General features: G+C 68.6%; 26 protein-coding genes. 5 read left to right on the top strand and 21 right to left on the bottom strand.

Translation table 11 applies throughout. The annotated features are described in order from the left end of the window. Positions 1 to 5: 5 nt before the first annotated feature. The 3 genes from V5D55_RS07625 to hisD (V5D55_RS07615) all read right to left on the bottom strand — a co-directional run bounded on the left by V5D55_RS07625 (position 6) and on the right by hisD (V5D55_RS07615) (position 3555). A complete protein-coding gene (locus V5D55_RS07625) occupies positions 6 to 1259 on the bottom strand; it encodes a multidrug effflux MFS transporter (RefSeq protein ID WP_435748795.1) in 1254 nt (417 codons plus the stop codon). Positions 1260 to 1418: 159 nt separating this feature from the next. Beyond that, positions 1419 to 2042, bottom strand: a complete 624-nt coding sequence (locus tag V5D55_RS07620) for a hypothetical protein (RefSeq protein ID WP_435748794.1) — start codon at positions 2040 to 2042, stop codon at positions 1419 to 1421. Positions 2043 to 2238: 196 nt separating this feature from the next. Further along, positions 2239 to 3555, bottom strand: coding sequence for a histidinol dehydrogenase (hisD, locus tag V5D55_RS07615; RefSeq protein WP_435748793.1), 1317 nt, complete (start codon positions 3553 to 3555; stop codon positions 2239 to 2241). A 76-nt stretch (positions 3556 to 3631) separates the two neighbouring features. Here hisD (V5D55_RS07615) and V5D55_RS07610 point away from each other — a divergent pair, with 76 nt between their 5' ends. Then, on the top strand, positions 3632 to 4558 hold the full coding sequence (locus tag V5D55_RS07610; protein ID WP_435748792.1) for a LysR family transcriptional regulator: 927 nt from the start codon (positions 3632 to 3634) through the stop codon (positions 4556 to 4558). A 103-nt stretch (positions 4559 to 4661) separates the two neighbouring features. Here the strand turns inward: V5D55_RS07610 and V5D55_RS07605 are convergent, their stop codons facing one another. From V5D55_RS07605 to V5D55_RS07590, 4 genes are all read right to left on the bottom strand, one after another. Further along, a complete protein-coding gene (locus V5D55_RS07605; RefSeq protein ID WP_435748791.1) occupies positions 4662 to 5471 on the bottom strand; it encodes a nitrilase-related carbon-nitrogen hydrolase in 810 nt (269 codons plus the stop codon). Between the two features lie 67 nt (positions 5472 to 5538). Further along, positions 5539 to 6708 (bottom strand): hypothetical protein, encoded by a 1170-nt coding sequence (locus tag V5D55_RS07600; protein WP_435748790.1) that lies wholly within the window; start codon positions 6706 to 6708, stop codon positions 5539 to 5541. A 30-nt stretch (positions 6709 to 6738) separates the two neighbouring features. Continuing rightward, the gene (locus tag V5D55_RS07595; protein WP_435748789.1) at positions 6739 to 7719 is read right to left on the bottom strand and encodes an ester cyclase; all 981 of its coding nucleotides are present in this window, start codon (positions 7717 to 7719) and stop codon (positions 6739 to 6741) included. Positions 7720 to 7851: 132 nt separating this feature from the next. After that, positions 7852 to 8853 carry a LacI family DNA-binding transcriptional regulator gene (locus V5D55_RS07590; protein ID WP_435748788.1) on the bottom strand — a complete coding sequence of 334 codons (1002 nt, stop codon included), beginning with the start codon at positions 8851 to 8853 and terminating at the stop codon, positions 7852 to 7854. 99 nt (positions 8854 to 8952) lie between these two features. On the opposite strand from V5D55_RS07590, the gene hisD (V5D55_RS07585) reads away from it, so the two are divergent. The 3 genes from hisD (V5D55_RS07585) to V5D55_RS07575 are packed head-to-tail and all read left to right on the top strand — an operon-like array spanning position 8953 to position 11776. Next, complete coding sequence (gene hisD, locus V5D55_RS07585; RefSeq protein WP_435748786.1) at positions 8953 to 10281, top strand: histidinol dehydrogenase; 1329 nt, start codon at positions 8953 to 8955, stop codon at positions 10279 to 10281. Then, positions 10278 to 11036, top strand: coding sequence for an SDR family NAD(P)-dependent oxidoreductase (locus V5D55_RS07580; RefSeq protein ID WP_435748785.1), 759 nt, complete (start codon positions 10278 to 10280; stop codon positions 11034 to 11036). The genes hisD (V5D55_RS07585) and V5D55_RS07580 overlap by 4 nt, the downstream gene beginning before the upstream one ends. Then, positions 11036 to 11776 (top strand): HpcH/HpaI aldolase family protein, encoded by a 741-nt coding sequence (locus V5D55_RS07575; protein WP_435748784.1) that lies wholly within the window; start codon positions 11036 to 11038, stop codon positions 11774 to 11776. Before V5D55_RS07580 ends, V5D55_RS07575 begins: the two co-directional genes overlap by 1 nt. Before the next feature lie 154 nt (positions 11777 to 11930). Here V5D55_RS07575 and V5D55_RS07570 read toward each other — a convergent pair whose 3' ends face one another. From V5D55_RS07570 to V5D55_RS07530, 9 genes are all read right to left on the bottom strand, one after another. Next, positions 11931 to 12641, bottom strand: a complete 711-nt coding sequence (locus V5D55_RS07570) for an alpha/beta fold hydrolase (protein WP_435748783.1) — start codon at positions 12639 to 12641, stop codon at positions 11931 to 11933. A 1-nt stretch (position 12642) separates the two neighbouring features. Further along, positions 12643 to 13536 (bottom strand): carbohydrate ABC transporter permease, encoded by an 894-nt coding sequence (locus V5D55_RS07565; protein WP_435748782.1) that lies wholly within the window; start codon positions 13534 to 13536, stop codon positions 12643 to 12645. Further along, positions 13533 to 14405, bottom strand: coding sequence for a carbohydrate ABC transporter permease (locus V5D55_RS07560; protein ID WP_435748781.1), 873 nt, complete (start codon positions 14403 to 14405; stop codon positions 13533 to 13535). Before V5D55_RS07560 ends, V5D55_RS07565 begins: the two co-directional genes overlap by 4 nt. Before the next feature lie 71 nt (positions 14406 to 14476). After that, a complete protein-coding gene (locus V5D55_RS07555) occupies positions 14477 to 15784 on the bottom strand; it encodes an ABC transporter substrate-binding protein (protein ID WP_435748780.1) in 1308 nt (435 codons plus the stop codon). A 134-nt stretch (positions 15785 to 15918) separates the two neighbouring features. Then, positions 15919 to 16194: a DUF6510 family protein gene (locus V5D55_RS07550; RefSeq protein WP_435748779.1), complete on the bottom strand. Its 276-nt coding sequence runs from the start codon at positions 16192 to 16194 to the stop codon at positions 15919 to 15921. A 106-nt stretch (positions 16195 to 16300) separates the two neighbouring features. After that, positions 16301 to 16930: an FAD-binding oxidoreductase gene (locus tag V5D55_RS07545; RefSeq protein WP_435748778.1), complete on the bottom strand. Its 630-nt coding sequence runs from the start codon at positions 16928 to 16930 to the stop codon at positions 16301 to 16303. After that, the gene (locus V5D55_RS07540) at positions 16927 to 17508 is read right to left on the bottom strand and encodes a sulfite oxidase-like oxidoreductase (protein ID WP_435748777.1); all 582 of its coding nucleotides are present in this window, start codon (positions 17506 to 17508) and stop codon (positions 16927 to 16929) included. Before V5D55_RS07540 ends, V5D55_RS07545 begins: the two co-directional genes overlap by 4 nt. A 112-nt stretch (positions 17509 to 17620) precedes the next feature. Then, positions 17621 to 17938 (bottom strand): ArsR/SmtB family transcription factor, encoded by a 318-nt coding sequence (locus tag V5D55_RS07535; protein ID WP_435748776.1) that lies wholly within the window; start codon positions 17936 to 17938, stop codon positions 17621 to 17623. Then, the gene (locus tag V5D55_RS07530; RefSeq protein ID WP_435748775.1) at positions 17935 to 18423 is read right to left on the bottom strand and encodes an SRPBCC domain-containing protein; all 489 of its coding nucleotides are present in this window, start codon (positions 18421 to 18423) and stop codon (positions 17935 to 17937) included. Before V5D55_RS07530 ends, V5D55_RS07535 begins: the two co-directional genes overlap by 4 nt. A gap of 184 nt (positions 18424 to 18607) precedes the next feature. Between V5D55_RS07530 and V5D55_RS07525 the strand changes: the two genes are divergently transcribed. Further along, positions 18608 to 20239 (top strand): SDR family oxidoreductase, encoded by a 1632-nt coding sequence (locus tag V5D55_RS07525; RefSeq protein WP_435748774.1) that lies wholly within the window; start codon positions 18608 to 18610, stop codon positions 20237 to 20239. Positions 20240 to 20272: 33 nt separating this feature from the next. On the opposite strand, the gene V5D55_RS07520 is transcribed toward V5D55_RS07525, so the two are convergent. From V5D55_RS07520 to map, 5 genes are all read right to left on the bottom strand, one after another. Continuing rightward, positions 20273 to 22276: a BCCT family transporter gene (locus tag V5D55_RS07520; RefSeq protein WP_435748773.1), complete on the bottom strand. Its 2004-nt coding sequence runs from the start codon at positions 22274 to 22276 to the stop codon at positions 20273 to 20275. Between the two features lie 89 nt (positions 22277 to 22365). Then, a complete protein-coding gene (locus tag V5D55_RS07515) occupies positions 22366 to 24081 on the bottom strand; it encodes an ABC1 kinase family protein (RefSeq protein ID WP_435748772.1) in 1716 nt (571 codons plus the stop codon). 27 nt (positions 24082 to 24108) lie between these two features. Continuing rightward, a complete protein-coding gene (locus tag V5D55_RS07510) occupies positions 24109 to 24717 on the bottom strand; it encodes a PadR family transcriptional regulator (protein ID WP_435748771.1) in 609 nt (202 codons plus the stop codon). 79 nt (positions 24718 to 24796) lie between these two features. After that, positions 24797 to 25285 carry a hypothetical protein gene (locus V5D55_RS07505; RefSeq protein WP_435748770.1) on the bottom strand — a complete coding sequence of 163 codons (489 nt, stop codon included), beginning with the start codon at positions 25283 to 25285 and terminating at the stop codon, positions 24797 to 24799. 298 nt (positions 25286 to 25583) lie between these two features. After that, complete coding sequence (gene map / locus V5D55_RS07500) at positions 25584 to 26357, bottom strand: type I methionyl aminopeptidase (RefSeq protein WP_435748769.1); 774 nt, start codon at positions 26355 to 26357, stop codon at positions 25584 to 25586. Positions 26358 to 26420 lie beyond the last annotated feature (63 nt).

Here is a 26420-nt window from a genome sequence, read left to right as displayed (position 1 = left end):
CTCCTTCATCTGTGTGCACTGGTGGAAATCGAGTCGTCGGCGGGATTCGACGCGACCGTCTTCGGGGAACGAGCGAGAATCGCGAATACGAGCCCCGCCGAGAGCACGGCGACGGTCACGACGATGCCCAGAGGCAGGATGCTGAGCGCTCCGGCCACACCCACGAGGGGCGCCGCCACGCCGCCGAATCCGAAGCGGACCATCCCGAGCAGCGATGACGCGGTACCCGCCATCTGCGGATACCCGACAAGAGCGAGCGTCGTCGCCGGCGGCGAGGAGATCGCGACCCCGCCGGCGAGCAGGAACAGCGAGACGATCACCACCCACAGCGGCATCGCGACGATTCCGGATGCCAGCAGACCCAGTGCTCCGCACCCGGCGACGAGGATGCCGATCGTGAGCGTTCCGCGGATGCTCCATCGTTCTGCTCCGCGACCGGCGAGATAGCCGAAGATCATGAACCCCGTGGAGTTCAACCCGAATGCCAGGGCGTAGCCCAGCGGTGACAGGCCGTAGATGTCCTGCAGCACGAAAGTCGCGCCGGACAGGTAGGCGAAGAGCGCCGCATAGAGGAACCCCTGGTTCAGCACGGCTCCGACGAACGTCCGATCCGAGAGCAGCGTGCGGAAGTCACCGATCGTCTGTCGGAACCCTCCCCGCGTGCGACGATCCGGCGGAAGCGTCTCAGGGAACGCGAACACAACGAGGATCAGGATTCCCGCACCGATGGACGCAAGGAACACGAAGAGGCCGCGCCAGTCGGTGAACGAGTTGAGCACCCCGCCGAGCAGCGGACCGACGACCGCCGCGACGCCGCCGATCACCGTGAGTCGCGCATAGAAGCGGATCAGTGCGCCGCCCGAGTAGACGTCGCGGCCCGCCGCCTGGGCGATGACGATTCCCACACCACCGGCGAGACCCTGTACGAACCGGGCCAGAATCAACGTTTCGATCGTCGGGCTGAGCGCGCACAGTGCCGACGTCGCGATGTAGGCGACGACGCCGACCAGGAGGATCCCCCGCCTTCCGAATCGATCCGACAGCGGACCCGCGATGAGCTGGCCCGCTGCCAGTCCGATCAGGCACGCCGTGACGGTGAGCTGCGCGACGGACGTGACTGCTCCGAGATCCGCGGTGAGCGCGGGGAGTGCCGGCAGGTAGAGGTCCATCGAGATGGGACCGAAGACCGTCAGCAGCAGCAACAGAGTCGGCAGGGTGCGGCCCGGCGCACGATGAGACGAGGAGGAACGAACGGACATGCCACCAGCATGTTCGCCGCGCGGCAGGGGAGGGAGTCCCTGACATGGGGTGTACCCGCAGGGCACCTTTCGTCGACCCGTGAGTCGGCTGATTCCCGTTCGCGGCGACGGAGGGCGAGAGCGACGCAGCGCGATTCGGCTGCGGATCTATCGCACGGCTCAGCGGGCCGGATACACCTCGACGCTCTCCGGTCGCTGCTTCGCCGCGAGGACGATCGCGAGGATGCCGAGGCCCAGGGTCCCCGCGAGGGACGCGAGCGATCCGAACATCCGGAACAGGTCGGCGAAGCCCTGGATGGTCTCCGGCCGTTCGGTGACGAAGATGATCTGCGGTATCGCCCACGTCAGCGCGTACAGGCCGAGCACCCACATCGGCGCCCACCGCCAGGGCCGGGGAAGCTTCCCGTTGCGGCCGATCTGAGCGGCGGCGACGAGGGCAGCAGCAGCAGGGATGAGCAGCGCGACGTAGCCGTAGATGCTCCAGACGGCCTCGCCGGCCAGAGGCATCAGGCCGCGGGTGATCGCGAACGCGGCGAAGGGCCAGACGGCCACGATCGTCAGCGCCGTCACTCCGAGCGGCCTCCGCGCGACAACGCTCGCATCAGGCGTGAACCCGAACGCGAACAGGAGGATCGACACCGCGAACGCCAAGCCGGTGATGACCTGGAAGGCGGCCATTCCGAGAGTTCCGTTGAGGCTGGTCTGCACCGCCTCGACCACCCCGCAGAAGATGAGACCAGCGCCCGCGTACGTCCACGTCTTCTGTCGGCTGCGCCTGCTCATGCCACCAGACTAGGTGGGCACGTCTCGCCTGCGTCGAGAGGCCCCGGCACGGTCCGGGGTCCGTGCGGCCGGCCCGACCGTCGACCGCGACCCGCCCCCTTTGGACGCGAGCCGCCCCCTTGAGTGCGCACTCAAGGGGGCGGCTCGCGCGAAGAGGGGCGGCTCGATGAACGAGAACGATGAACGAGCGGCGCGCTCAGCCGAGGCGGTCGAGCCTCATCGTCGCGGTCGCACTGTGTGCGGCCATTCCCTCCGAGTCGGAGATGACCTGCACGGCGTTCGCCAGCTCGGGCGTCGCTTCGCGGCTGATGCGCTGGTAGGTCAACGGCTTGAGAAAGCGAGAGACCGAGAGACCGGCGCTGTGCTTGGCGCCGCCGGCGGTCGGCAGCACATGGTTGGTGCCTGCCATCCCCTTGTCGGAGTAGGCGACCGTGCTCCACGGACCGAGGAAGATCGAGCCGTAGTTGCGCAGGGTCTCGTGGTACCAGTCGTCGTCGGCGGTGAGCAGTTCGAGGTGCTCCGGCGCGAGGTCGTCCATCAGCGCGGCCGCGGTCTCGCGGTCTTTCGCGACGGTGACCGTGCCGTAGTCGCGCCAGGCGGCTCCCGCGATCTCGGCGGTCGCGAGCGTCTCGAGCTGACGCTCCACGGCGGCGATCACCGCGCGACCGTGCTCTTCGGATGTCGTGATGAGCGCAGCCGGGGAGTTCGGGCCGTGCTCGGCCTGACCCAGCAGATCGGCGGCGACGAGTTCGGGGTCGGCGGTCTCGTCCGAGATGACGGCGACCTCGCTGGGGCCGGCGAGCAGGTCGATCGTGACCGTGCCGAACAGCTGACGCTTGGCCTCGGCGACGAACGCGTTGCCGGCGCCCACGAGCATGTCGACCGGCAGGTCGCCGAGAAGCCCGTAGGCCATGGCGGCGAGCGCCTGGACACCGCCGATCACGAACACCCGGTCGACACCCGACAGGTGCGCGGCGTAGACGACGGCGTCGTTCGCCCCTCCGTCGGGCTGCGGGGGCGTGCACGCGATGACGGTCGGAACACCGGCCGCCTTGGCGACGCCCACGGTCATGAAGGCGCTCGCGGTGAGCGGGAAGCGTCCGGCGGGGAGGTACGCGCCGACGCGCGACACCGGGATGTACTTGGCACCGGTCACGATGCCGGGCACGAACTCGGTCTCGAAGTCGGTGAGGTGCTCACGCGAGGCACGGGCGAAGGCCTGGGTCCGCTCGGCACCCAGCTCGATCGCAGCGCGAAGGTCGGGGGCGAGGCGCTCGCCGCTGGTCGCGATCTGCTCGGCCGTGAGCTCGAGCTCGGTGCCCTGGTAGTTGTCGAGCGTGCGCGCATAGTCGAGGACCGCGTCGAGGCCGCGCTCGCGGATGTCGGCGAGCATGTTCGTCACGGTCTCGATCACGGCGGGATCGCGCTGCGCGGCCGGCGCGTCGATGAGCGGGGTCTTCAGGTGGTGGAAAGCGCCTTCGTAGTGCGCGAGGACGGGAGAGGAGTAACGCATGCAGGAAGGCTAGATCGATCCTAACCATCCGACAAGCCGGACGATCCGGGGCCACTCATCGGGTTTACCATTGGCTGTGACCATCACCCAGTTGACCGCCTTCCTCGCCGCCCTCGAGCACGGCTCATTCACCGCCGCCGCCTCGAATCTGGCCATGACGCAGGCATCCGTCTCCGAGCTCGTCGCCCGACTCGAGCGCGAGCTCGGAGTCACGCTCTTCACGCGCGGCAGCCGTCGACTCGTGCCGACCGCGGCCGCCCTCGAACTCCGCCCGCACGCGACACAGGCGGTGAGCGCGGTGCAGAACGGCATCGACACGATCCAGGCGCTGACCTCCCTCGACCGCGGCACCTGCACGTTCGGGGTGCTCCGCAACGCCGCCTACTACGCCCTCGCCGACCTCGCCGAGACCTTCCACCACCGGCATCCGAACGTGCGGCTGCGCCTGGTCGGCATCAACTCCGCGCACGTCGCACGGTCGATCGCGAGCGGTGAGCTCGAGGCCGGACTGCTGGTGCTGCCGATCGACGAGGACGGCCTCGAGGTGCGCCCGCTCTTCCGCGACGAGGTGCTCTACGCCTCGGCCACCCGCCCGCGCGACGCGGGTCCCGTCGCGATCGACGACGTCGCCGCGGCCAAGCTCGTGCTCTACGACGCCTTCGCCGGGTGGGACGATCCGACGAGACGCCAGCTGCTCGAGCGCGCGCGACTCCGTGGACTCTCGATCGAGCCCGCCGTCGAGGTCGAGAACGTCGAGACGGCGCTGAGCCTCGTCGCCGCGGGCGCGGCCGACACCATCGTGTCGCGGTCGATCGCGGAGTCGGAGGGCTTCCCGTCCGGCATCCGCACGTTCCCCTTCGCCGAACCGATGCACGACACGATCGCCCTCGTGCAGAGGGAGGGGATGCTGCTGTCGCCAGCGACCCAGCGGCTCGCCGAACTGGCGGAGCGGATGCTGCGCGAGAGGCTTCCGGAACACGAAGGCCGCACCCCGCTCACCTGACCCCGCCGCCCGCCCGCCCGAGCCTCAGCGTGGATCAGAAACGCCGCTGGGGATGCCTCGCTAGCCGCATTTCTGATCCACCACGCCTCCGGGGCGGATCGAGTCAGTACAGGTCGGCGCGGCGGTCGTCGAAGAGGTGGTTGTGCGGCGGCAGCGACTTCTCCCGCACGGCCGCGCGCGAGAGCGTGGCCGTCGCGCCCATCACGGCCCGGAATGCGACGATCCACCCCCGCTCGTCGATGATGGCGGTGCCATCGGTCCAGTCCACGCCGCGCTCGGAACCCCATCGGTCGGCGATCACCACCGGGAGCCTCGACGAGCGAGCGGATGCCATGGCCTGGATCAGCTCGGGCGCGTGCTCACCCTCGGGGCGTGGCACCAGCGGCCAGTTGACCGGCAGCGCGAGCACGTCGGCGCCGGCGAGCGCCAATCGACGCGGCACCTCGGGGAACTCGTTGTCGTAGCAGATCGCGACGCCGAGCCGTCCGAACGACGTGTCGACCACGAGCCCCGCCTCGGTGCCGTGGTCGAAGACCAGCTTCTCGGCGCCCCAGAGGTGCGCCTTGCGGTAGTCGGCCAGCCGCGCATCGCGGGTCAGCACGGCGGCCGAGTTGTAGAGCTGCCCGCCGACCTTCTCGGCGTAGCCGACGACGACCACGGCATCCGCCGGGATCACCGCGCGCACAGCATCCCACCGCTCATCGTCCACCGTGATCGCCATCGTCTCCGCCTCCGTACGATCAGCGAAGACGTAGCCGCTCACGGCGAGCTCGGGCAGCACGATCAGCCGAGCATCGCGGCGGCCCGCAGCGACGATCGCGTCACGGATGCGGGCGAGGTTCCCGTCGAGATCGCCGATGACGATCTCGGGCGACAGCGCGGCGACGCGCAGTCCATCGGATGCTTCGGGCATGGCTCTCATCCTCCCCTGGGAGACGACGAAGCGCGAGGGGCCGAAAGCCCCTCGCGCTTCCGTGTTCTCAGTCGTCTTCGGTCGCGGTGACCATCACGCCGAGCGGCGCGAGGTAGCCGTTCGGGTCGATCGTCCAGTCGGCCGCGGCAGCCGCCTCGACGACCTCCGGAGCCCACTCGAGGTAGACGCGGTCGTCGCCGCCGTTGATCACGAGCACCGTGCCGGCGCCGGTCTCGTCACCTTCGACGCAGGTGTACGAGCGCCAGGCACCCTCGGGCACGGAGAACGCGTCGCCGGGGCCCAGGTTCACGGTCGTCGTCGAGTCGTCGTTGAGCGTGACCTCCCAGCGACCGGTCTTGAACAGCAGCGCCTGCGTCTTGTCGTGACGGTGACGCAGCACGCCTTGTCCGACGTCGGCCTTGACCCACGCGAGGTTGAAGGAGTGCGGCTCGTGCACGTTCGGCACCTGACGGCGGTTCTCGCTCATGCCGTAGCCGATCGCGGTGGCGAGCTCGACCCGTCCGCCATCGACGGCCGCGCACAGGAGTGCCGCCTTCGAGTACTTGCGGTCGCCCGGCTGGATGACGCGCGAGCGCATGTCCTCGACCGTGTAGGTCGTGAGCTCGTCGATGTAGTGCTGCTTCATCGGCGTGATCAGCGCGACGTCGTCGGGAAGCACATCACCGGCGACCGTGTCGATCAGCTGGTTGTCGGCGGTGAGGTGCAGCCCGTACGACTCCGCCTCGCGGAGCACCGACGGGCCCCAGATGATGCCGCCGTTGTCGTCGCGACCGAGCACCGTGTAGAGGATGCCCTCGTCGGGTCCTTCGTTCGTGAAGCCGCGGAAGATCCAGGTCGGGATGGTGACGATGTCGCCGTCGTGGCTGATGTACTCGCCCTGCTTGCCGTCCACGCCCCAGCGGAGGCGGAACTCGCCACCGAGGTTGATGAACACCTCGGCCGTGAAGTGCAGGTGCAGGTTGTTCGAGATGCCGTTGGGCATGCCGGCGGCGCCGGTGTTGAACCCGTGGTTCTCCTCGAGGTTCACGTACTGGTTCGCGTTCTGCGAGACGCCGGCGCCGATGAAGGCGTAGTTCTCCTTGCGGTCCGAACCGGGCGTGCGGCAATCGATGAATGCCGAGTTGCAGGGGACCCAGTCGGACCGGCGGATCGTCCGGCGCTCGACCTCGGACGCATCGACGATCACGTCGGCCGCGTCGATGATGGCGTTGCTCATTTCTTCTTCTCCTTGGTGATCAGCAGCTGATCAGTAGATGTTGGTGGGGCCGACCGGTTCGTCGCCGCGCATGCCGGCAATCTGCGCCCGGAGGGCGATGTCGTCCCACAGGCGCACTTCCTTGACGAGGGCGCCGTTGTGGAAGGTGAACTGCGAGATGCCGAGCACGTCGACCGGCTTGCCGGTGAGCGGGCCGTAGTTCGGCTTGCCGTTGTAGGCGCCCGTGAACTTCCAGGTGACGGCGACGCGGAGGCCCGCGTAGCGTACGTCGTAGTTGGTCTGGATGTCGCGGATCTCGAATTGTCCGCCCGGGAACGCCTCGAGGAAGTGCAGCAGCGCGCGGCGGTAGCCCTCGGGGCGGATGATGACCTTGTTGCCGACGGTCTGCAGCACCAGGTCGCGGTGGAAGTACTTCTCGACCTTCTGCAGGTCGCGGTCGTTCCAGACGGTCTGGATCATGTCGATGACCGTCTCGACCTCGGAGCGGTAGTCGTCGGGGCGGACGCCCGAGTCGCCCTTCGCGATCACGTCGGAGGGAGCGGGCTCGGTCCACGAACCGGTGTACCCGCGGAACGCCTGGGCCCGGGCGAGTTCGTCGACGTCGGCGCCGATCTCCAGCGCGCCGGCGAGCGAATCGCGCACGACCCACTCCTCGACCATGCGGCCCTTGCGGTACAGGCAGTTGGCGATCGTGTAGCTGTGGGCAGAACTCTGCAGGTGCCCGGAGAGCACGAGGTGCGAGCTGAGGAACGCGTCGTCGCCGCGGGCCTCCCAGATGACGTCGGCGGCCTGGCCGGTGCGATCGGGCGTCGAGGAGATGCGCATGAGCGTTCCCTCGATGACCTCGTCGCGCGTCGTGGAGGTGCCGTAGGCACCGTGCACGATCGAATCGGGTTCGTAGTTCTCGCGGATGTAGTGGATGGACCGATCCACCCAGATCAGGTCGGTGACTTCACGGATGAAGTCATCGGGGTCCTTGTACGGCAGATAGGCGACCGGATCGAGAGGCACGCTGTTTCACTCCTTAGACATGAACCCGCGTTTCTTCGATGAGCGCGGGCTTCTGTCGCCAGTGTATGCGTATGCACAATCGAGTGCAAGGGAGACTTTCGGGACACACGGGTGTCCCGAGCGGATGCCGCGTCAGCCGGCGTGCGCGGCGGCGAGACTGCGGCGGGGGACGAACGCCGACACGAAGCGCGTGTTCTCGATCGGCGCCTCGCGGTTCTCGATGCGCCGCACGATGAGGTCGGCGGCCGCCGCCGCCATCCCGGCGATGTCGTAGCCGACGGTGGCGAGCTCGACGATCGGCCAGGAGGCTTCGGGAAGGTCGTCGAAGCCGATGACCGAGAGGTCTTCGGGCACCCGCAGACCCGCCCGGTGCGCGGCGTTCAGCACGCCGTATGCGACGACGTCGTTACCGCAGAAGAGCAGCGTCGGCCGGTCGTCGCGCCCGAGGAGAGAGGTCGCCGCCACCTCGCCCTCATCGGCGTTGTACGGCACCCGGCGCGTATCGGCTTCGGCGAGCGACAGCCCATGCGAGTCGAGGGCCGCGCGCAGCGCCGCCTCCCGCGCCTGGGCCGTGCTGGTGTTGCTGGGACCGAGGACGGCGCCGATGCGGCGGTGCCCCAGCTCGACGGCACGATCCACGGCCTGCTGGTATCCCGGCACGGGGTCGACCACGGTGGCATCCGCTTCGATGAGCGACCCGGTGCGGTTGAAGTACACGAACGGCAGCCCACGATCCTTGAGCCGCAGCGGAGCCGCCGACTCGACGGTCGTCGTCGCGAGGATGAGGCCGTCGAGCCCGTTGGCGAGCAGACGCTCGACGATGGTGTCATTGTCGGCGCTCTCGGTGTGCAGCATCAGCTGGTAGCCGAGAGCCTCGAGCTCGCGGTGCACGGGCGCGATGATGTGCGAGTAGAACTGGTTGTCGAGATCTGTCAGCAACAGGCCGATGCGGCGCGTGCGCCCGGACGACAGCGCGCGGCCCGCCTCGCTCGGCACGTAGCCGAGCAGCTGCGCCGCTTCTCGCACGCGCACCTTGGTCGCCTCCGACACGCGGGAGTCGTCACGCAGCGCCCGCGACACCGTGGGCTGCGACACCCCCGCCAGCCGCGCGACATCCCGACTCGTGACGACCATGTGACGCCTCCCCCTCGACGCGGGAAATTCTAGTGCCTTGACGCCTGCATGCATACGCGGTCATAATCAGAGCATACGTATGCAATGAAAGGAGGGGCCATGCCCCTGCATCTGAAGTCCGCCCCGACGAAGACGTTCGCGGACACCGCGCAGCAGGATGTCGCCGAGCGCGTCCGGGGGATCATCGGCGACATCCGCGAGAACGGCGACGCCGCCGTCCGTCAGTACGCCGAGCAGTTCGACAACTGGAGCCGCGACACCTACCGCCTCTCGGATGCCGAGATCGAGGAGATCATCGGCACACTCGCACCTCAGGTGATCCAGGACATCGAGTTCGTGCAGAACCAGGTCCGCCGCTTCGCCCAGGCGCAGCGCGACTCCCTCGTCGACATCGAGGTCGAGACCCTCCCCGGGGTCTTCCTCGGTCAGAAGCACGTGCCGGTGCAGGCCGCCGGCGCCTACATCCCCGGCGGAAAGTACCCGCTGACGGCATCCGCCCACATGACGATCATCACGGCCAAGGTCGCCGGCGTCCCCCGCGTCGTGGCCTGCACGCCGCCGATCCGCGGCGAGATCCCCGCCGCCACCATCGCCGCCATGAAGATGGCCGGCGCCGACGAGATCTATCTCCTCGGCGGCGTGCAGGCGGTCGCGGCGATGGCCGTCGGCACCGAGTCGATCGAGCGCGTGAACATGATCGCGGGCCCCGGCAACGCGTATGTCGCCGAAGCGAAGCGCCAGCTGTTCGGCGAGGTGGGCATCGACCTGTTCGCCGGCCCCACCGAGATCCTCATCGTCGCCGACGAGCACGCCGACCCGTTCTTCACCGCCGTCGACCTGCTCTCGCAGGCCGAGCACGGACCCGACTCCCCCGCCGTGCTCGTGACGACCTCGCAGGCTCTCGCGGAGGAGGTCATGGACTGGATCGAGAAGATCCTCCCCGACATGCCCACGCGCGACTACGCCGGCCCCGCGTGGCGCGACTGGGGTCAGGTCATCGTCGCCGACGACCTCGACGAGGCGTACCGCATCGCCGACGACTTCGCGTTCGAGCACGTGCAGATCTTCACCGAGAACCCGCGCGAGGCGCTGACGAAGATGCACGACTACGGCGCGCTCTTCCTCGGCGAGAACACCTGCGTCTCGTACGGCGACAAGGTCATCGGCACCAACCACGTGCTGCCGACGCTCGGTGCCGCCCGCTACACCGGCGGACTCTGGGTGGGCAAGTACCTGCGCACCGTCACCTACCAGGAGGTGCAGAACACGGAGTCGTCGGCCCAGCTGGGCGCCGTCTGCGGTCGTGCCGCCCGTGTGGAGCTGTTCGAGGGACACGCCCGCTCCGGCGACGCGCGCGCCTGGCGGCACGCCGGCACGGAGTTCGACTGGATCGACGCCAGCCACAAGGCCGTCGCGGCTGCGCGATGACCGACCTCGCGGGCCGCGTGGCCGTGGTGACCGGCGGCGGTAGCGGGCTCGGGGCGGCCATCGCCCGTTCGCTGCACGCCGCCGGCGCAGAGGTCGTCCTCGTCGGACGGGATGAGCAGAAGCTCGCCGCGGTCGCCGCGGAGCTGGGTTCGCGAGCCCGCGGGGTGGCGTGCGACGTGGCGGATGCGGCATCCGTCGACGCCCTGCGTGCGGGGCTGGCCGGTACCGAGGTCTCGATCCTGGTGAACAACGCCGGCATCCCCGGCCCGGTCGCGGCGCTCACCGACATCGGCGTCGACGACTGGGACGAGGTGTTCGCCGTGAACGTGCGCGGCACGTTCCTGCTCTGCAAGGCGCTGCTGCCCGGGATGATCGCGCGCGGCGACGGCGACGTCATCAACATCGCATCCGTGTCGGGGAAGCGACCGCTCGCGCATCGCACGCCCTACTGCGCCTCGAAGATGGCCGTGATCGGGCTGACCTCGACTCTCGCGTTCGAAGTCGGGCCCGCGGGTGTGCGCGTCAACTCGCTTTCTCCGGGCCCGGTGCACGGCCCTCGGATGGAGCGGAACTTCCGGCTCGAGGCCGAACGGTCCGGCACGACCGTCGACGATGCGGAGCAGGTCTTCGTCTCGCGGGCGGCCCTCGGACGGATGGTCACCGAGGAAGAAGTCGGCGCGGCGGTGCTCGCGATGCTGGCGATGCCCGGGATGTGCGGGGCTGACGTCGATCTGTCCGCCGGTATGGTCGCGTGATGACGTCGTTGCGCGCGCGGGCTCGGGCCGGAGAGAAGCTGCTCGGGGCCCTGCTGCGGATGCCGTCGGAAGAGCTCGTCGAGATGCTCGCGGTGGCCGAATTCGACTTCGTGCTGATCGATTGCGAGCACGGCCCGGCCGACATCACGGCGCTGCGCCACCACATCGCCCTCGCGGCCGTGCACGGCGTTCCGGTGATCGTGCGGGTCGGCGAGAACGATCGCGGACAGATCCTGCGGGTGCTCGATCAGGGCGCCGAGGGCATCCTGATGCCGCACCTCGACACAGGAGCGGATGCTGCGGCACTGGTCGACGCGTCGCTCTACCCGCCGGTCGGTTCGCGGGGGTTCGCGACGTACAGTCGTGCCGGCCGGTTCGGCGAGGTCGCTCCCGCTGACCACCTCGAGTGGTACCTCGAGAACACGCTCGTGCTCGGGATGATCGAGTCGCCGGGCGGAGTCGCGAACGTCGACGAGATCGTGGCGACGCCGCGGCTCGACGGGATCATGGTCGGCCCGGCGGATCTCGCCGCGAGCTCCGGGCCGGAGGATCAGCCGGTCCCCGAGGCGATCGCCGCCGTGCACGCGGCCCTGGCGACGGCCGGCTCGCTGCGGATGGACATCGTCGGTACCCGCGCCGCCGCCGAAACATCCTTCGCCGCCGGCGCCGACCTGGTCGTCTACAACCTCGCGTCATCCCTCATGCGGCACCTGCGCGACCTGGCCGCGCCCGAGCGCTGAGACGCGCGGCATCCGCGCACTTCGCTGCGGCACAGCGGAGGAGTTCGGCACGGCGGAGGTCTCCTGCGCAGCATCCGCTCCTCCCGAGCGCAGATCTCCTCCGCTGTGGTCACAGGTGCTCGCTGTCTTCGCGCTGGTGACTGCCGGCTCCACCTCAGCGCCGCGCGACCCCCTCCGCAGCATCCGCCAGCTGCGTCTGCCATGAGCGCAGCAGCGAGCCGAAAGCCTGCGGGCGCTCGAGCGGCAGCAGGTGTCCGGCATCGAGAGACACGAGCCGCGCGTCGGGCAGCCGCGTCACGATCTCGGTGTGGAAGTGCGGCGGGGTGATCGTGTCGTCGAGGCCTGAGACGACCAGGGTCGGCACCGCCAGCCCGGGAAGCGACCCGAGCAGATCCCCGCGGTCGAGCTGCAGTTCCAGCTGCGCCTGCAGCAGCGCGGTCCCGGTCGCCGCCCCCATCGCGAGCGTCCGCTCGACCAGATCCTGACGGTCACGCACGGCATCCGGTCCGAGCAGCGCGGGCAGGATCCTCCTCTGCAACTCGACCGCATCCGTCCCCGCAGCCAGGGCGTCGAGCCACTCCCGCCACCCCGCGCGCTGCGCATCCGTCGGCGCCTTCGCGTTCGTCGACACCAGGCAGAGCCCCGCAACCCGGTCCGGGGCGGTCAGCGCCATGTTCATCGCGACGATCGCCCCGAGCGAATGCCCGACGAGCACGAACCGCTCCGGCAGCGCGGCCAGCAGCGCCGCGACCTGCCCGGCGATGGTCGGGCGGTCCAGCACAGGCCGGACCGCCCCGTCGAGTCCGGCATCCGCCCACAGGTCAGCGGTGCAGTTCATGCCGGCAAGCAGGACCAGCGGTGACACGTCAGCCCTTGACGGCGCCGTCTGCGAGTCCCGCGACGAGATACTTCTGCGCCACGAACGCGATCACGAACACGGGGATCGTGAGCAGCATGGACGCGGCTCCCGCCTGTTGCAGCATCGGCAGCGTCTGCCCGAGCTGCGTGGCGATGAACACCGGCACCGTCTTCGACGAGGTGTCGGTGAGCACGAGCGCGGTCAGGTACTCCTGGAATGCGAACAGGAACACGAAGATGCCGGCGGTGAGGATGCCCGGTCCCATCAGCGGGATCATGACCCGGCGCAGCATCCCGATCCTCGTGCAGCCGTCGATCATCGCCGCCTCGTCGAGCTCTCGGGGGATCTCGGCGAAGAAGTTGCGCAGCAGCCAGATGGTGAACGGCTGGTTGATCGCGACGAGGGCGATGGCGAGAGCGAACGTGGTGTCGTAGATGCCCAGCGCTCGGCTAATGTCATACATCGGCAGCACGACCGCGAAGCGCGGCAGCGCCCGGAAGATGAGTGCCAGCACGAGCAGGATGGCCGAGACGTAGCTCGGGAACCGCGACAGCGCGTAGGCGGCCGGGATGCCGATGACCAGGGCGATCACCGTCGAGACCACGGCGACGACCAGGGTGTTGATCAGGTAGTCGGAGAAGTAGGTGGTCTCCCACAGGTCGACGAAGGCCTGCAGTGTGGGCTGATAGTCCCAGAGCACCGGCGGGTTGGAGAACGCGACGTCGGTGGGCTTGGTCACCGAGAGCGTCATCCAGATGAACGGGCTGAGCACGACGACGCAGAGGATGCCGAGCAGGAGACCGGTGATGTAGGGCGGGCGATTCGGTCCGCGACGCTTGCGCTTCGGCGCGCCCTTGGTGACGATGGCCCTCGTGGAGAGCTCGGCGGATGTGAGACTCATCGTTCGGCCTTCGCTTCCTTGAAGATGCCCCGGATGAACGGGATCAGCATGATGAGGATCAGGAGGATGGTGAGCACGTTGATCGCACTGCCGAGACCGAGGTTCTCGGCACCGTCGGCGAACGCCACCGAGTAGACGTAGAGCATGATCGACTCGTTCCCGATGTTCTGCGCCTGCGGCGACAGCGGGATCAGGTTGTCGAACATGCGCAGCACATCCATGATCGTGATCAGCGTGACGAACCCGAGCACCCCGCGGATGGTGGGGATGATCACGCTGATATGCGTCTGGAAGGCGTTGGCGCCGTCGATCTTGGCGGCTTCCTTCAGTTCGTTCGGCACGCCCTGCAGCCCCGCGAGGATGATGAGCATCGCGAACGGGAGCATGTGCCAGACCGTGTTGGCGATCACGAGGATCGCGTTCGGCACCTGGTCGGTGAACCAGAGCACCTGCGATCCGCCGAAGAAGCCGATCAGCCGGTTCACCACGCCGCCGAAGTTGTCGTCGAAGAGCCACGAGAACGCGACGGCGCCGACGAGGTTCGGCAGCACGTACGAGACGAGCATGATGCCGAGCACCAGCGGCCGCGACGTGGTGATGCGGTTGATCCCGGTGGCGATGATGTAGCCGAACACCAACAGGATCGCCGTGGTGACGACGGTGACCGCCACCGTGAAGAGCACCGCCTTGTGGAACCGGGGATCCGTCAGAGCGTCGGTGAAGTTCTCCAACCCGATGAACGTGCCGGGTGTGCCGTAGCGGACCTGCTCGAAGCTCCACTGCACCGTGCGCACCAGCGGAAGCACGAGGAGTGCACCCATCACCAGCAGGCTCGGGGCGAAGAGCAGCCAGAATTCGCGTGCCTTCATGTGCGTCCTCCCTTGGACGGACTGTGGCCTGAACTCGCGCTCAGGCCACAGTCATGGACGGTCGGTCCGGGTCAGCCGGCGATCTTCTCGCCTGCGGCCTGCATCTGCGCCATTCCGTCTTCGACGGAGATCTGGCCGTTGAGCACCGATACCAGGATCGGACGGATCTCGTTCGTGATGTCGGCGACGATCGGCGACACGATCGGCGGCATGGCGCTGGCGATCGAGTCGTTGGCCGCGGTGCCGTACGGCGAGTTCTTCTCCGTCACCATTCCCTCGCGGGCCGGGTAGGCCGCAGGGACGGATGCCTTCGATGCGTCTTCGCTGACGGCCGATGCCATCATCTGGAAGAGCATGTCGTGGTCGAGCTTCGTGTTGAACGGGATGGACCAGCCGTCGATGGAGAGACGGTTGTAGGAGTACTCGGCATCCGCCGAGACCTTCGGCGCCCCGGCGAACCCGAAGTCCTCGAAGAGCTTGGAGTTCGACTCGAGCGTCAGGTCGAACATGCGACCGGAGAACATGATCGACATGGCCGCGGTGCCGTTGAACATCTGCTGCTGCACCTTCGGCTGGTCGAAGGTCGTGACCTGCGGGTCCATGTAGGGCTTGAGCGCGAGCATCGCCTCGAGCGCCTGCTCGGCCTCGGGAGTGTCGAGCGTGACGTCGCCCTCGGCGGTCACGAAGTCGCCGCCGAGCGAGTTCATCGCGCCCTGGAAGCCCGTGGTGACGTCGGCTGTGGCGAGCCACGGCAGCGCGATCGGGTAGTCCATCAGGCCCTCGGCCTTGATGGCCTCTGCGGCGTCGATCATCTCGTCGAAGGTGGTCGGGACCTCGAGGCCCAGGTCTTCGAAGATGTCGGTGCGGTACGCCATCACGAACATCTGCGCCTGCATCGGGATCGCGTAGATGTCGCCGTCGTAGGACATGCCCTCGACCATCGACTCGCTGATGTCGCCGAGGCCGTAGTCGTCGGCGTACTTGTCCCAGAGGTCGTTCAGCGGAACGAGCTTCTCCTCCTCGCCGAAGCCGGGGATGACGAATCCGTAGGTCTCGATGATGTCGTAGGTGCCCGTCTCGCCGGCCAGCGTGGCCGTGGTCTTGGTCACCTGTCCGCCGAAGTCGATCGGGTCGTGCTTCAGCGTCACGTCGTCGGTCGTGCAGCTCGAGACCATCGTGTCGGTGAAGGGGTCGATCGCGGAGGAATTGTAGGCGAGGACGTTGACCGTCGTCTTGCCTTCGGGCGCCGTGTAGTCGCACGACACCGTTGTCGAGTTTTCGTTGTCGGTGCGGGAGCCCGCGCCGCAGCTGGTGAGAGCGACGATGCCCACGGCTACGAGTGCGAGAACCGGCAGTGCCCGATGCTTAATGTGTCCCATAGGGCGATGGTATACGTATGCAGTCAACTTAGGGAAGCCTATTTTCGCGGAATATATTCCCGATGAATACGTATACGTAACGATTCCTCCGAGCCCCTTGCGGGCAGGCCAGGGAATGCCCGGCCCTGCGCGACTCAGCGAGCGTCCGCCGCTCTCAGCCAGCGAAGACCGCGCGTGCTCCACGAGGCGTGACCGTCGCGCTCGACGATCACCATGAGCACGCTGTCGCAGCTGCGGCAGCGCACGACGAATCCCATCGGGTGCGGGTACACCGCCGCCTGCGCCAGCACGGCGATGGCGTCGCAGGAGTCGCATTGCCCCTGGGCCGTGGTGGGCTCGAACGGGACGAGTGTGCTGACGAGACCGGCGAGGACGTTGCCGTCGAGCGCCCTGCCATTCGGATGATCCATCAGATTCCTCCGAATCGCTCGGTGCGGATGTCGTCGTCGGCATGCCCGAGGCCGATCATGGCCCGCGAGACGGTCTCCACGAAACCGGTGGGTCCGCAGATGTAGATCAGCGGGTTCTCACTCGGAGGAAGGGTCTCGCGCTCCAGATCCGCGCTGGTGAGCCAGCCGCCGGCCGCGGCCAGCCCTGCGGCGTGGTGCGGGTGTAGTGCCAGGTCGTCTCCATCGTGGCGGTCGGCCCGGAGATGTCCTCACGGAAGAACGCGTCGGCGGGGCCGCGCAGCGAGTACAGCAGCCGCATCGGCGCCGCGGTCTCGGCCGCAGCGTGCGCCCGCGCCATCGCGACGAAGGGCACGATGCCGGAACCGCCGGCGATGAGCTGCACGGGCCGAGTCTGCTGCGGACTCCACACGAACCATCTGCCCAGCGGGCCGCGGAGCTCGGCCGTGTCGCCGATCTCGAGCTCGTCGACGAGGAACGGGGACACTTCGCCGTCGGGCAGACGATCCACGGCGAGCTCGATCTCGGGTCGGCCGGCACCGCCCTCGCCGAATCCGACGCTCGCGATCGAGTAGGAGCGCACCGCTTGATATCCGTCCGGCGCCGTCAACCGGACGTCGACGTGCTGCCCCGCCTCATTCCCGGGCCAGCCCTCGACAGAGAACACCAGACTCCGCGCCGACGCGGTCAGCGGGCGCGCACGAGCCAGGACACCGCTGAGCCACCCCGGGCTGCTCACGCGTAGCGCTCTTCTCGCCACGGGTCGCCGTGCAGGTTGTAGCCGTTCTCCTCCCAGAAACCCGGCTCGTCGTCGTTCTGCATGACCAGGCCCCGCACCCATTTGGCGCTCTTCCAGAAGTACAGGTGAGGCACGAGCAGACGGGCGGGGCCGCCGTGCTCGGGGTCGAGGGCATCGCCGTCGTACTCGTAGGCGACCCACGCCTTCCCGTCGAGGATCTCCTCGAGCGGCAGATTCGTCGTGTATCCGCCGTACGAGTGCACCATCACGAACTCCAGGCTCGTCTCCACATCGGCGAAGAGGGTGTCCAGAGAGACTCCGCGCCACCCGGTGCCGAGCTTGGACCAGCTCGTGACGCAGTGGATGTCCACCGTGATGTCTTCGGAGGGAAGCGCGAGCAGTTCATCCCAGCTCCACCGGTGGGTGACCCCGGTCTCGGTGCGGATGACGAACGCCCAGTCCTCCGTCTCGATCTGCGGCGTCGGCCCGGCGGACAGCACCGGGAACCCGTCCGTCAGGTGCTGACCGGGCGGCAGATCAGGGTTCTCTTCGCGGCGGCGACCTCCGAAAACGGCCATCACTTCTCCTTCAGTCGATGCACACGGACAGCTTGATCCATTGCTATCGGGAAGGGGGCGGAATATCCAGTGCTTCCGCGCGAAGCAGAGCACCTCCGCCACGATGCCGCGGTCAGAGCCCTTCGGCGATCTCCTTGATCGCAGCGAGCCGGCGGTCCCACTCGTGTCCGATCGCGTCGAGCTTCGCGGCGGTGGCGGCGAGCTCGGAGCCGACCACCCGGAACCGCAGCTCACGGCCGACGGGCACGGGCTCGACCAGGCCGACCTCCTGGAGCACCGCGAGGTGCTTGGCGATGGCCTGGCGGCTGACCGGCAGGCGCCCGGCGAGGGCGGATGCCGAGGCATCTCCCTCGCCGAGAGCCGTCAGGATGCTCCACCGCGTCTCATCCGCGAGTGCCGCGAACATCGGGATCAGGGTTCCTGTTGTCACGCTGTCTCCTCGGCGGCATCCGCTTCGACCAGCGCGACCATCTTGTCGAGCTCCGCGTCCCACCCGGTGCGGTGGCTCTCGAGGTTCGCGAGCGGGTCGGACGTGCGCTCGAAGCCGGTCTCGACCACGGTGAGTTGCGTGCCGCCGTCGACGGCTTCGAGCGTGAAGGTGAAGACGGTCGAGGTGCTCTCGTCGACGGCGTCCGGCAGATCGCCGAGCGCGTCGTCGTTGTTCCACCGGTAGCTGATGAGGTGCGGCTCGTCGTGGGCCTCGACGCGGAGGGGGATGACGTCGTAGTCGGGGAACGTCATCGTTCCGGTCGCGCCGACACCGCGGCCGTGGAGCTCGGTGCGCCCGAACCACCGCGAGATGTGCTCGGGTTCGGCCACCGCGCGCCAGACCTTCTCGACCGGGGCCGCGATGCGGATCGTGCGTCGGACGGAGAAGGTCTCCTCGTCGACGACGGAGCCTGCGTTTTCAGTCATGTTCACCATGATGCTTCCTTTCTGGAGGAGCGGCCGGATCGCCACTCACCTGCAATTACAGAGTTGCACAAGCTGTCCGTCATTGCAACCCCCGAGTTGCAGGTATACGACCGGCCCTCTTGCACGTCTGCGCGCCGAGCGCCACCCGCTTCTCGCTGTCGCTCCCCCGGCATACGCTCGCCCTATGACCGACCTCACGCAGCCCACCGGACGGGAAGAGGCGCTCCGCGCCATCCCCCGCGAAGACGGATCCGCACCCCGCGCCCTCGTGCTCGGCGCGACCGGCTACATCGGCGGACGGCTGACGCCCCGCCTGCTGAACGCCGGGTACCGGGTGCGCGTGCTGGCCCGCGATGCCGTGCGCGCAGCATCCTTCCCCTGGGGCGCCGACTGCGAGATCGTGGAGGGATCGGCCGACGATGCGGATGCCGTCGCCGAAGCCGTCGCCGATGTCGACGTCGTGTACTACCTGATCCACTCGATGACCGCGGGCAAGGGCTTCGAGGAGAGCGACGACCGCGCGGCGACGACGGTGGCGGATGCTGCGGCGCGCGCCGGCGTTCATCGCATCGTCTACCTGGGCGGGCTGCATCCGGAAGACGCGAAGCTGTCGCCGCACCTGCGCTCGCGGGTGCGCGTGGGCGAGATCTTCCAGGAGTCGGGGGTGCCGACGCTCGTGCTCCAGGCGGGCGTCGTGATCGGGTCGGGTTCGGCGTCGTTCGAGATGATCCGCCACCTGACCGACGTGCTGCCGTACATGCCGGCGCCGAAATGGGTGCGCAACCGCATCCAGCCGATCGCCGTCCGCGACGTGCTGCACTACCTGCTCGGAGCCGCCCGCGTCGACGAGAGCGTCAACCGCGCGGTCGACATCGGCGGCCCCGACGTGCTGCGCTACGGGCAGATGATGAACGGCTACGCGGTCGAGGCCGGACTCCCGCAGCGGGCGATCGCGTCGTTGCCGGTGCTCACCCCGTGGCTGGCCTCGCACTGGGTGAACCTCGTGACGCCGGTGCCGCGGTCGATCGCTCGGCCGCTGGTCGCGTCGCTGCAGAACGAGTGCGTCGTGAAGGACCGCGCGGTCGACGACCTCATCCCGCCGCCCGCCGACGGACTGACGCCGTACCGTCGCGCCGTGGCGCTCGCACTCGGTCGCCTCGACGCCGACACGATCGAGACCAGCTGGCAGGACGCCGAAGTGTCTGGTGCGCCGAGCGACCCGCTGCCCAGCGACCCCGATTGGGCCGGACGCACCGTCTTCACCGATGCGCGGTCGCTGGAGACGACGGCATCCGTCGACGACCTGTGGCGCGTGATCATCGGGATCGGCGGGGAGAACGGGTGGTACTCGTCGCCGTTCCTCTGGGCGGTCCGCGGCGTGATGGACCGCCTGGTCGGCGGCGTCGGGCTGCGTCGCGGTCGGCGCAGCCGCACGGCCGCACGGATCGGCGATGCGATCGACTTCTGGCGCGTAGAGGCGGTGTCGCAGCCCGGTTCGGGAGAAGAGGATGCCGGCCTGCTGCGGCTCCGCGCCGAGATGAAGGTGCCCGGCGAAGCGTGGCTCGAACTGCGGGCGATCGCCGACGGTGCGGGGGCGCGCTACGAGCAGCGTGCGGTGTTCTTCCCGCGCGGGCTCGGCGGGCGGCTGTACTGGCTCGCCGTACTGCCGTTCCACGGGTTCATCTTCGCCGGCATGGCCGCGCGCATCACGGGCGCGGCGGAGGGTGGTGAGCCCGCGGACTCCGGCGAACACACAGACTCCGGCGAACGCGCGGAATCACACCGATCCAACGAACAACAGCCTGATCCGGCGTAGCGGCCTGATCCGGCGTGAACTCACACGCGCGCCTCAGTCGATCGGGCGGTCCTCGCGGCGCGGGGGCTCGCCCTCCACCGCACCAGGACCGTCCGCCGCCTCGGCCGTCTGCTCGGCGAGCCCGGCGGTCGCGGTGCCCGATGCGGCAGCATCCGTCCCGGCATCGCCCGACGTCTCGGGGATGATGTCGATCGCCTCGGTGGCGGCGCCGTAGACCTCGGCGAGGCTGTCGTCGACGGTGTCCTCGTCGATCCAGGCCAGGTCGTCTTCGGAGTGGTCGTACTCGACGGGCACGAGCGCGAAGTCGTCGCCGTACTCCTCGAGCCCGGCCATGACGCTGTGGCGCACGGCCATGCGGGCGTACCGGTCGCGCAGGATCAGCGGATCGCGCCGCAGGTCCTTCATGAACGCGACCATCATGAACGCCATGATCACCGCGAAGGGCAGCGCCGCGATGATGGTGACGTTCTGCAGGGAGCGCAGGCCGCTCCCCTCCTCGCCGGAGATCAGCAGCACCGCGGCGATCACGCCGACGAGCGAACCCCAGACGACGGTCACCCACCGCGCGGGCTCCGGGCGACCCTGCTGCGACAGCGTTCCCATCACGAGCGAAGACGAGTCCGCGCCGGTGATGAAGAAGATCGAGATGAGCAGGATGAGCAGGATGCTGGTGATCAACGGGAACGGCAGATTCTCGAGCACTCCGAAGAGCACTTCCTCCGGCGGGTCGACGTTCAGGCCGGCGCCGTCCATCTGCTGTTGGATCGCAGTCGTGCCGAAGATCGAGAACCAGACCAGCGAGATCACCGAGGGCACCACGATGACCACTGACACGAACTGGCGGAGCGAGCGTCCGCGGGAGATCTTCGCGATGAACATGCCGACGAACGGCGACCACGAGATCCACCACGCCCAGTAGAAGATCGTCCAGGACGAGAGGAACGTCTGCGCTTCGTCGCCCTGAGAGGCGGAGCGCGCGATCATCGTCGGCAGGTCCCCGAGGAACTGCACCGCGACCGACGGGATCACGTTGAGGATGAGCAGCGTCGGGCCGACGAAGAACACGAAGAACGCGAGCAGCAGAGCGGCGACCGCGTTGATGTTCGACAGCGCGCGGATGCCCTTCGACACGCCGGACACCGCCGAGGCGATGAAGCAGGCGGTGAGCACGGCGATCGCCGCGATCAGGATGCCGTTGCCGAGCTCGCCGATGCCGGTGACGATCTCGACCCCGTGCCCGATCTGCAGGGCGCCGAGCCCGAGGGATGCCGCGGTGCCGAACAGCGTGACGATGATGGAGAACACGTCGATCGTGCGGCCGAGCGGACCGGTGGTGCGGTTCTCGCCGAGCAGCGGCGCGAAGATCGACGAGATCAGGGGAGTGCGGCCACGGCGGAAGGCGCCGTATGCGATCGCCCCTCCGACGAGCGCGTAGAACGCCCAGGCCTGCGGCCCCCAGTGATAGAGCACCTGCGCCTGCGCGGTGTGCATGGCCTCGAGGGTGTTCGCTTCGACCGTGCCCGGCGGCGGGCTCTCGAAGAACGTGAGCGGTTCGGCGGCGCCCCAGAAGACGAGGCCGATGCCCATGCCGGCGGCGAACAGCATCGAGATCCACGAGAACATCGAGAACTCGGGCTCCTCGTCGTCGCGACCGAGCGGGATGCGTCCGTAGCGGCTGAAGCCGACGAACAGCATGAACACCAGGATGACCGTGGCGATCGTGGTGAAGAAGAAGCCGGTGTATTCGACCACCGCGTCGAGGACGGTCTTCGTGGTGCCGGCGAGGTTGTCCCCCGCGAACACACCCCACGCGATGAAGGCGACCGTCAGTGCGACCGCGATGCCGAACACGAGCGGATCGGTGCGGTACGAGCGGCCGGTCTCCTCGACCGAGAGCCCCGGGACGAGCGCCGGGTGCACGCTGCGCGGCGGGACCTTCGCGATGTCGCGGACGATCTTCTTCGCGGTCGGGACGATGCCCGTTCCCGGTGCGGTTCCGTCGGAGCGTGCGGGCGGCTTCTCGTCGGGGGTCTCCATGGGAGTCCATTCTCCCATGCCGGTATTCCGGTACTCGGGTCGCCGGAGCGGGCGCGCGAGCGCGTGCTTCCGGGTGCCCGGATGCCGCGTCAGCGCGGCCCGCGCCGCCCGACGCCCGCGAACACCGAGTGCAGCAGTGGCAGCACCGAGACGCAGATCAGGGTGATGCCGAGCGGGGGCAGCGGGGCGACGAGCAGCGCACCGCCGATCAGCATCGCGGCGAACAGCACACCGGACGCGATGCGGCGGGCGATGCCCTCGAGCCGATCGAGGCGACGCTCGAGGCGCGAGGTGTCGAACGACACGGTGCCGTCGTCGATGCGGCTGATCACCGCGTCGATGCGCTTCGGCAGCCGCATCGTGACAGCCGCCGTCTCCATCGCCTGCTTCGCCATGTCCTGGATCAGGTTCCCCGATTCGTCGCGCAGCAATCGGCCGGCGTACGGCTCCGCGGCATCCCACACGTTGAAGGCGGGATCGAGCCCGCTGCACATCCCCGAGGTCAGCGAGACCGCACGGATCAGCAGCAGCATGTTCTCGGGCAGCTGGAGCGGCAGCGACCGCACCATGTCACCGAACTCGTCGGCGAAGTCCTTGAACTCCCGCGGATCGACCTTGCTGAGCTCGGCGAAACCCATCCCCCCGAAGCGGGCGAACAGCGCGGTGAGGGCACGTTCGAGCTCGTTGGTGTCTGCCGAGGGCAGCAGCACGCCGATCTCCTGCGCGGCGGCGACGAGCCCGCGACTATCGCGCCCGGCGACCGCGATGAGGAGCGTGCGGAGTCCGTCGCGGAGGCTGTCCGGCACTTCGGCCATCATCCCGAAGTCGATGAAGGTGAGGCGGAAGTTCCGCTCTCCGGTCCCTGAGCTCGACGAAGGGCCCGGAGAGACCGGCGTCACGAAGATGTTGCCCGGATGCGGATCGGCGTGCACGAAGCTGTGCGTGAAGACCTGGTCGAACATGACCTCGGCGAACACGTCGGCCACCTGCGACGGGTCGATCCCCGCGGCGCGCAGCGCGTCGACGTCGTTGATCTTGATCGCGGTGACATCCGACAGGGTGAGCACGCGGCGGGTGGAGCGCTCCCACACGATCTCCGGGGTGTCGACGCGGGCGTCGTCGGCGAAGTTCTCACGGAAGCGCTCAGCGCTCGCAGCCTCGTGCAGGTAGTCGATCTCCTCGAGGCTCGTGTGCGCGAACTCCTCGACCAACGCCGGCGCATCGACCCGATCGGCGACGAGGCGCACGCGGGTCAGCCACCGGCCGACACGGCGGAGCGCGGCGAGGTCGACCGCGACGATCTCATCGATCCCGGGACGCTGCACCTTCACGATCACGTTCTCGAGCCCGGTGTCGGACGCGTCGATCTCGGACAGCCGGGCGCGATGCGCCTGACCGAGGGATGCCGCGGCCACCGGATTCTCGTCGAACCACGAGTACGCGCGAGCCAGCGGCATGCCGAGCTCGGCCTCCGCGACGACACGGATGTCGGCGAACGGCACGGCCGGCACCTCGTCCTGCAGCCCCTCGAGCTCTGCCGTGATCTCGGGCGGGAGCACGTCGAGGCGCGACGACATGAACTGGCCGACCTTGATCATCAGCCCGCCGAGCTCGATCGCGAGCACGTGGAACCGGCGGGCGAACTTCTGCATCCGCGGTCCGCGCGTGCGCTCCGCGACCCTGGTCATCCCGAACCGCGGGAGGACGAGCTCGAACCACCAGATCTTGACGAACTCGCGTGCCGCGAACGACAGGATGCGACGGTACCGGGCGCGGTGGACGCCCTGGGGCGCAGCATCCGTCATCGGTGTGTCCCCTTCTTCACCCCGGTATCAGTCCTGCGCGAGGATCGAGTAGAGCTTACGGCGCGCGTCGTCGAGGATGTCGATGGCGCTCTGCACCTGCTCCGGAGATCCGCTGCGTCCGACCGCCGCGGCGGCAGCGGCGAGATCGACGCCCGCCTTGGGGAGGGCGTGGAACCGTGCGTCGTTGCGGTTGCCGTCCTTGTCGGCGGACGACTCCCAGGGAGCCTTCGTCTCGGACGACTCGTGCGCCACGGCGAGGCCGGCCTCGGTGAGCGAGTAGGTCTTGCGGCCGTTCTGCTCGTCGGCCTCGATGAGTCCTTCGTCGGCGAGCAGCTGCAGGGTCGGGTAGACGGAGCCGGCACTCGGCTTCCACGTTCCGCCGCTGCGCTCGGCGATCTCGTTGATGATCTGGTAGCCGTGCATCGGCTTCTCGGCGAGCAGGGAGAGCACCGCCGTTCGGACGTCGCCGCGGGCCATGCGCGAGCCGCCGCTCGGGCGCTGCTCGAACGACTTGCGGAGCTGCTCCATGGCCTCGAAGATCGCGCCGGCCGGGCCGTTCGCGCCGCCGAAGAGGCCGCCGAGATTGTTGGTGCCGTCACTGCTGCCGGCGGGACCGAAGGGGAATGCGTTGCTCATGATGCCTCCATGCTCGAGTGTCGAACGATAGTCAACGATATATCGTTAACCCTGAACGCGAGGTGGGAGTTTCGGGCGGTCACGCCCCCTGGGCGCCATGGACGACAGCCCAGGTCTTCTTCGAGGCGTCGAGCAGCACGGGCAGTTCGGCATCCGGGGCCGCGCGTCCGGCGGCGACGCAACGGGGGTCGCCGCAGGCGTGCACCACGTACTCTTCTTCGGCCGTCGGCAGGCGCAGCTGCAGCTGGTAGCGGAGGCCCTCATCCGTGGTCTCGAATGCGGCGACGACCGGTAGCGCGACGGGAGTGCCGGTCTCCTTCAGCGTGACCGTCGAGGCGACGCTCGTCCCCGCGTTGATCCAGAGCCCCGCGGCGAGCAGCACGATGACCGCGCACCCGAAAGCCATCAGCGCGAATTCCCACCACCACGGCCCCAGCGAGCGGAAGCTCGTCGCGAAGCCCGCCACACCGACCACGGCGAGGATCACCGCCGTGATCCGCTGTCCCGTGCCGCCGCGGCGGCTCGTCAGATCGATCTGAGTCCATTCGGGGGGCGCGGTGCCAGGCATGCTGACACTCTAAGCCGCGGCCGGGCGGAGGGGATCTGCGGTCGGGAGGATCCATCCGCACGATTCCATCCTCCGAACCGCAGATCCCCTCCCGACGGCAGGCGGATGCTGCAGCCGGGCCGGCGGATGCTGCAGCTCTCAGCGCGGGGGATGCTGCGGCTCTCAGCCCCCGGGCGGAGGGAATCTGCGGTTCGGAGGATGCATCCGCACGATTCAATCCTCCGAACCGCAGATCTCCTCCCGACGGCAGGCGGATGCTGCGGCCGGGCCGCGCGGATGGCTCAGGAGCTCGGCAGGCTCAGCCTCGCGGCAGGGTGAGGATCTCGGCGCCGCTGTCGGTGATCGCGATCGTGTGCTCGCTGTGGGCGGTGCGGCATCCGGTCGCGCTGCGCAGCGTCCAGCCGTCAGCATCGGTGACGAGCTCGTCAGTGTCGGCCATGACCCACGGCTCGAGCGCGAGCAGCAGCCCTGGGCGGAGTTTGTATCCGCGACCGGGGCGGCCGTCGTTCGCGATGTGCGGGTCCTGGTGCATCGTGGATCCGATGCCGTGCCCGCCGAACTCGAGGTTGATCGGGTAACCGGCCGCGGTCAGCACGGAGCCGATCGCGTGGGAGATGTCGCCGATGCGAGCGCCCGGGCGGGCGGCGTCGATGGCCGCGGCGAGGGCGCGTTCGGTGGTCTCGATCATGGCGACGTCCTCCGGCGCGCCGCCACCGCCGACGATGAAGCTGATGGCGGCGTCGGCCGACACCCCGCGCAGCGTGACGGCGAGATCGAGTGTGAGGACGTCGCCGTCGACGAGCGCGTAGTCGTGGGGCATGCCGTGCAGCACGGCGTCGTTCACGGCGGTGCAGATGTAATGCCCGAACGGACCGCGACCGAACGAGGGCGCGTAGTCGACGTAGCAGGACTGCGCTCCGGCATCCGTGATCATCTGCTTCGTCCAACGATCGAGGTCGAGCAGGTTGACGCCGGGAGCCGCGCGCTTCTTCAGCGCCTGCAGGATGTCGCCGACGAGGGCGCCGGCTCCCCTGGCGCGGTCGAGTTCGGCGGCGGTCAGGATCTCGATCATGGCTTTCTCCCGCTTGGTTCCAATAACTATCCCGGTAATACTATCCCGGGATTAGTATGGGCA

This window comes from Microbacterium sp. PMB16, from assembly GCF_051294855.1.
GTDB lineage: Bacteria > Actinomycetota > Actinomycetes > Actinomycetales > Microbacteriaceae > Microbacterium.
Note: the sequence above shows the minus strand (reverse complement) of the source record. Positions and strands in the feature narration are given on the sequence as shown.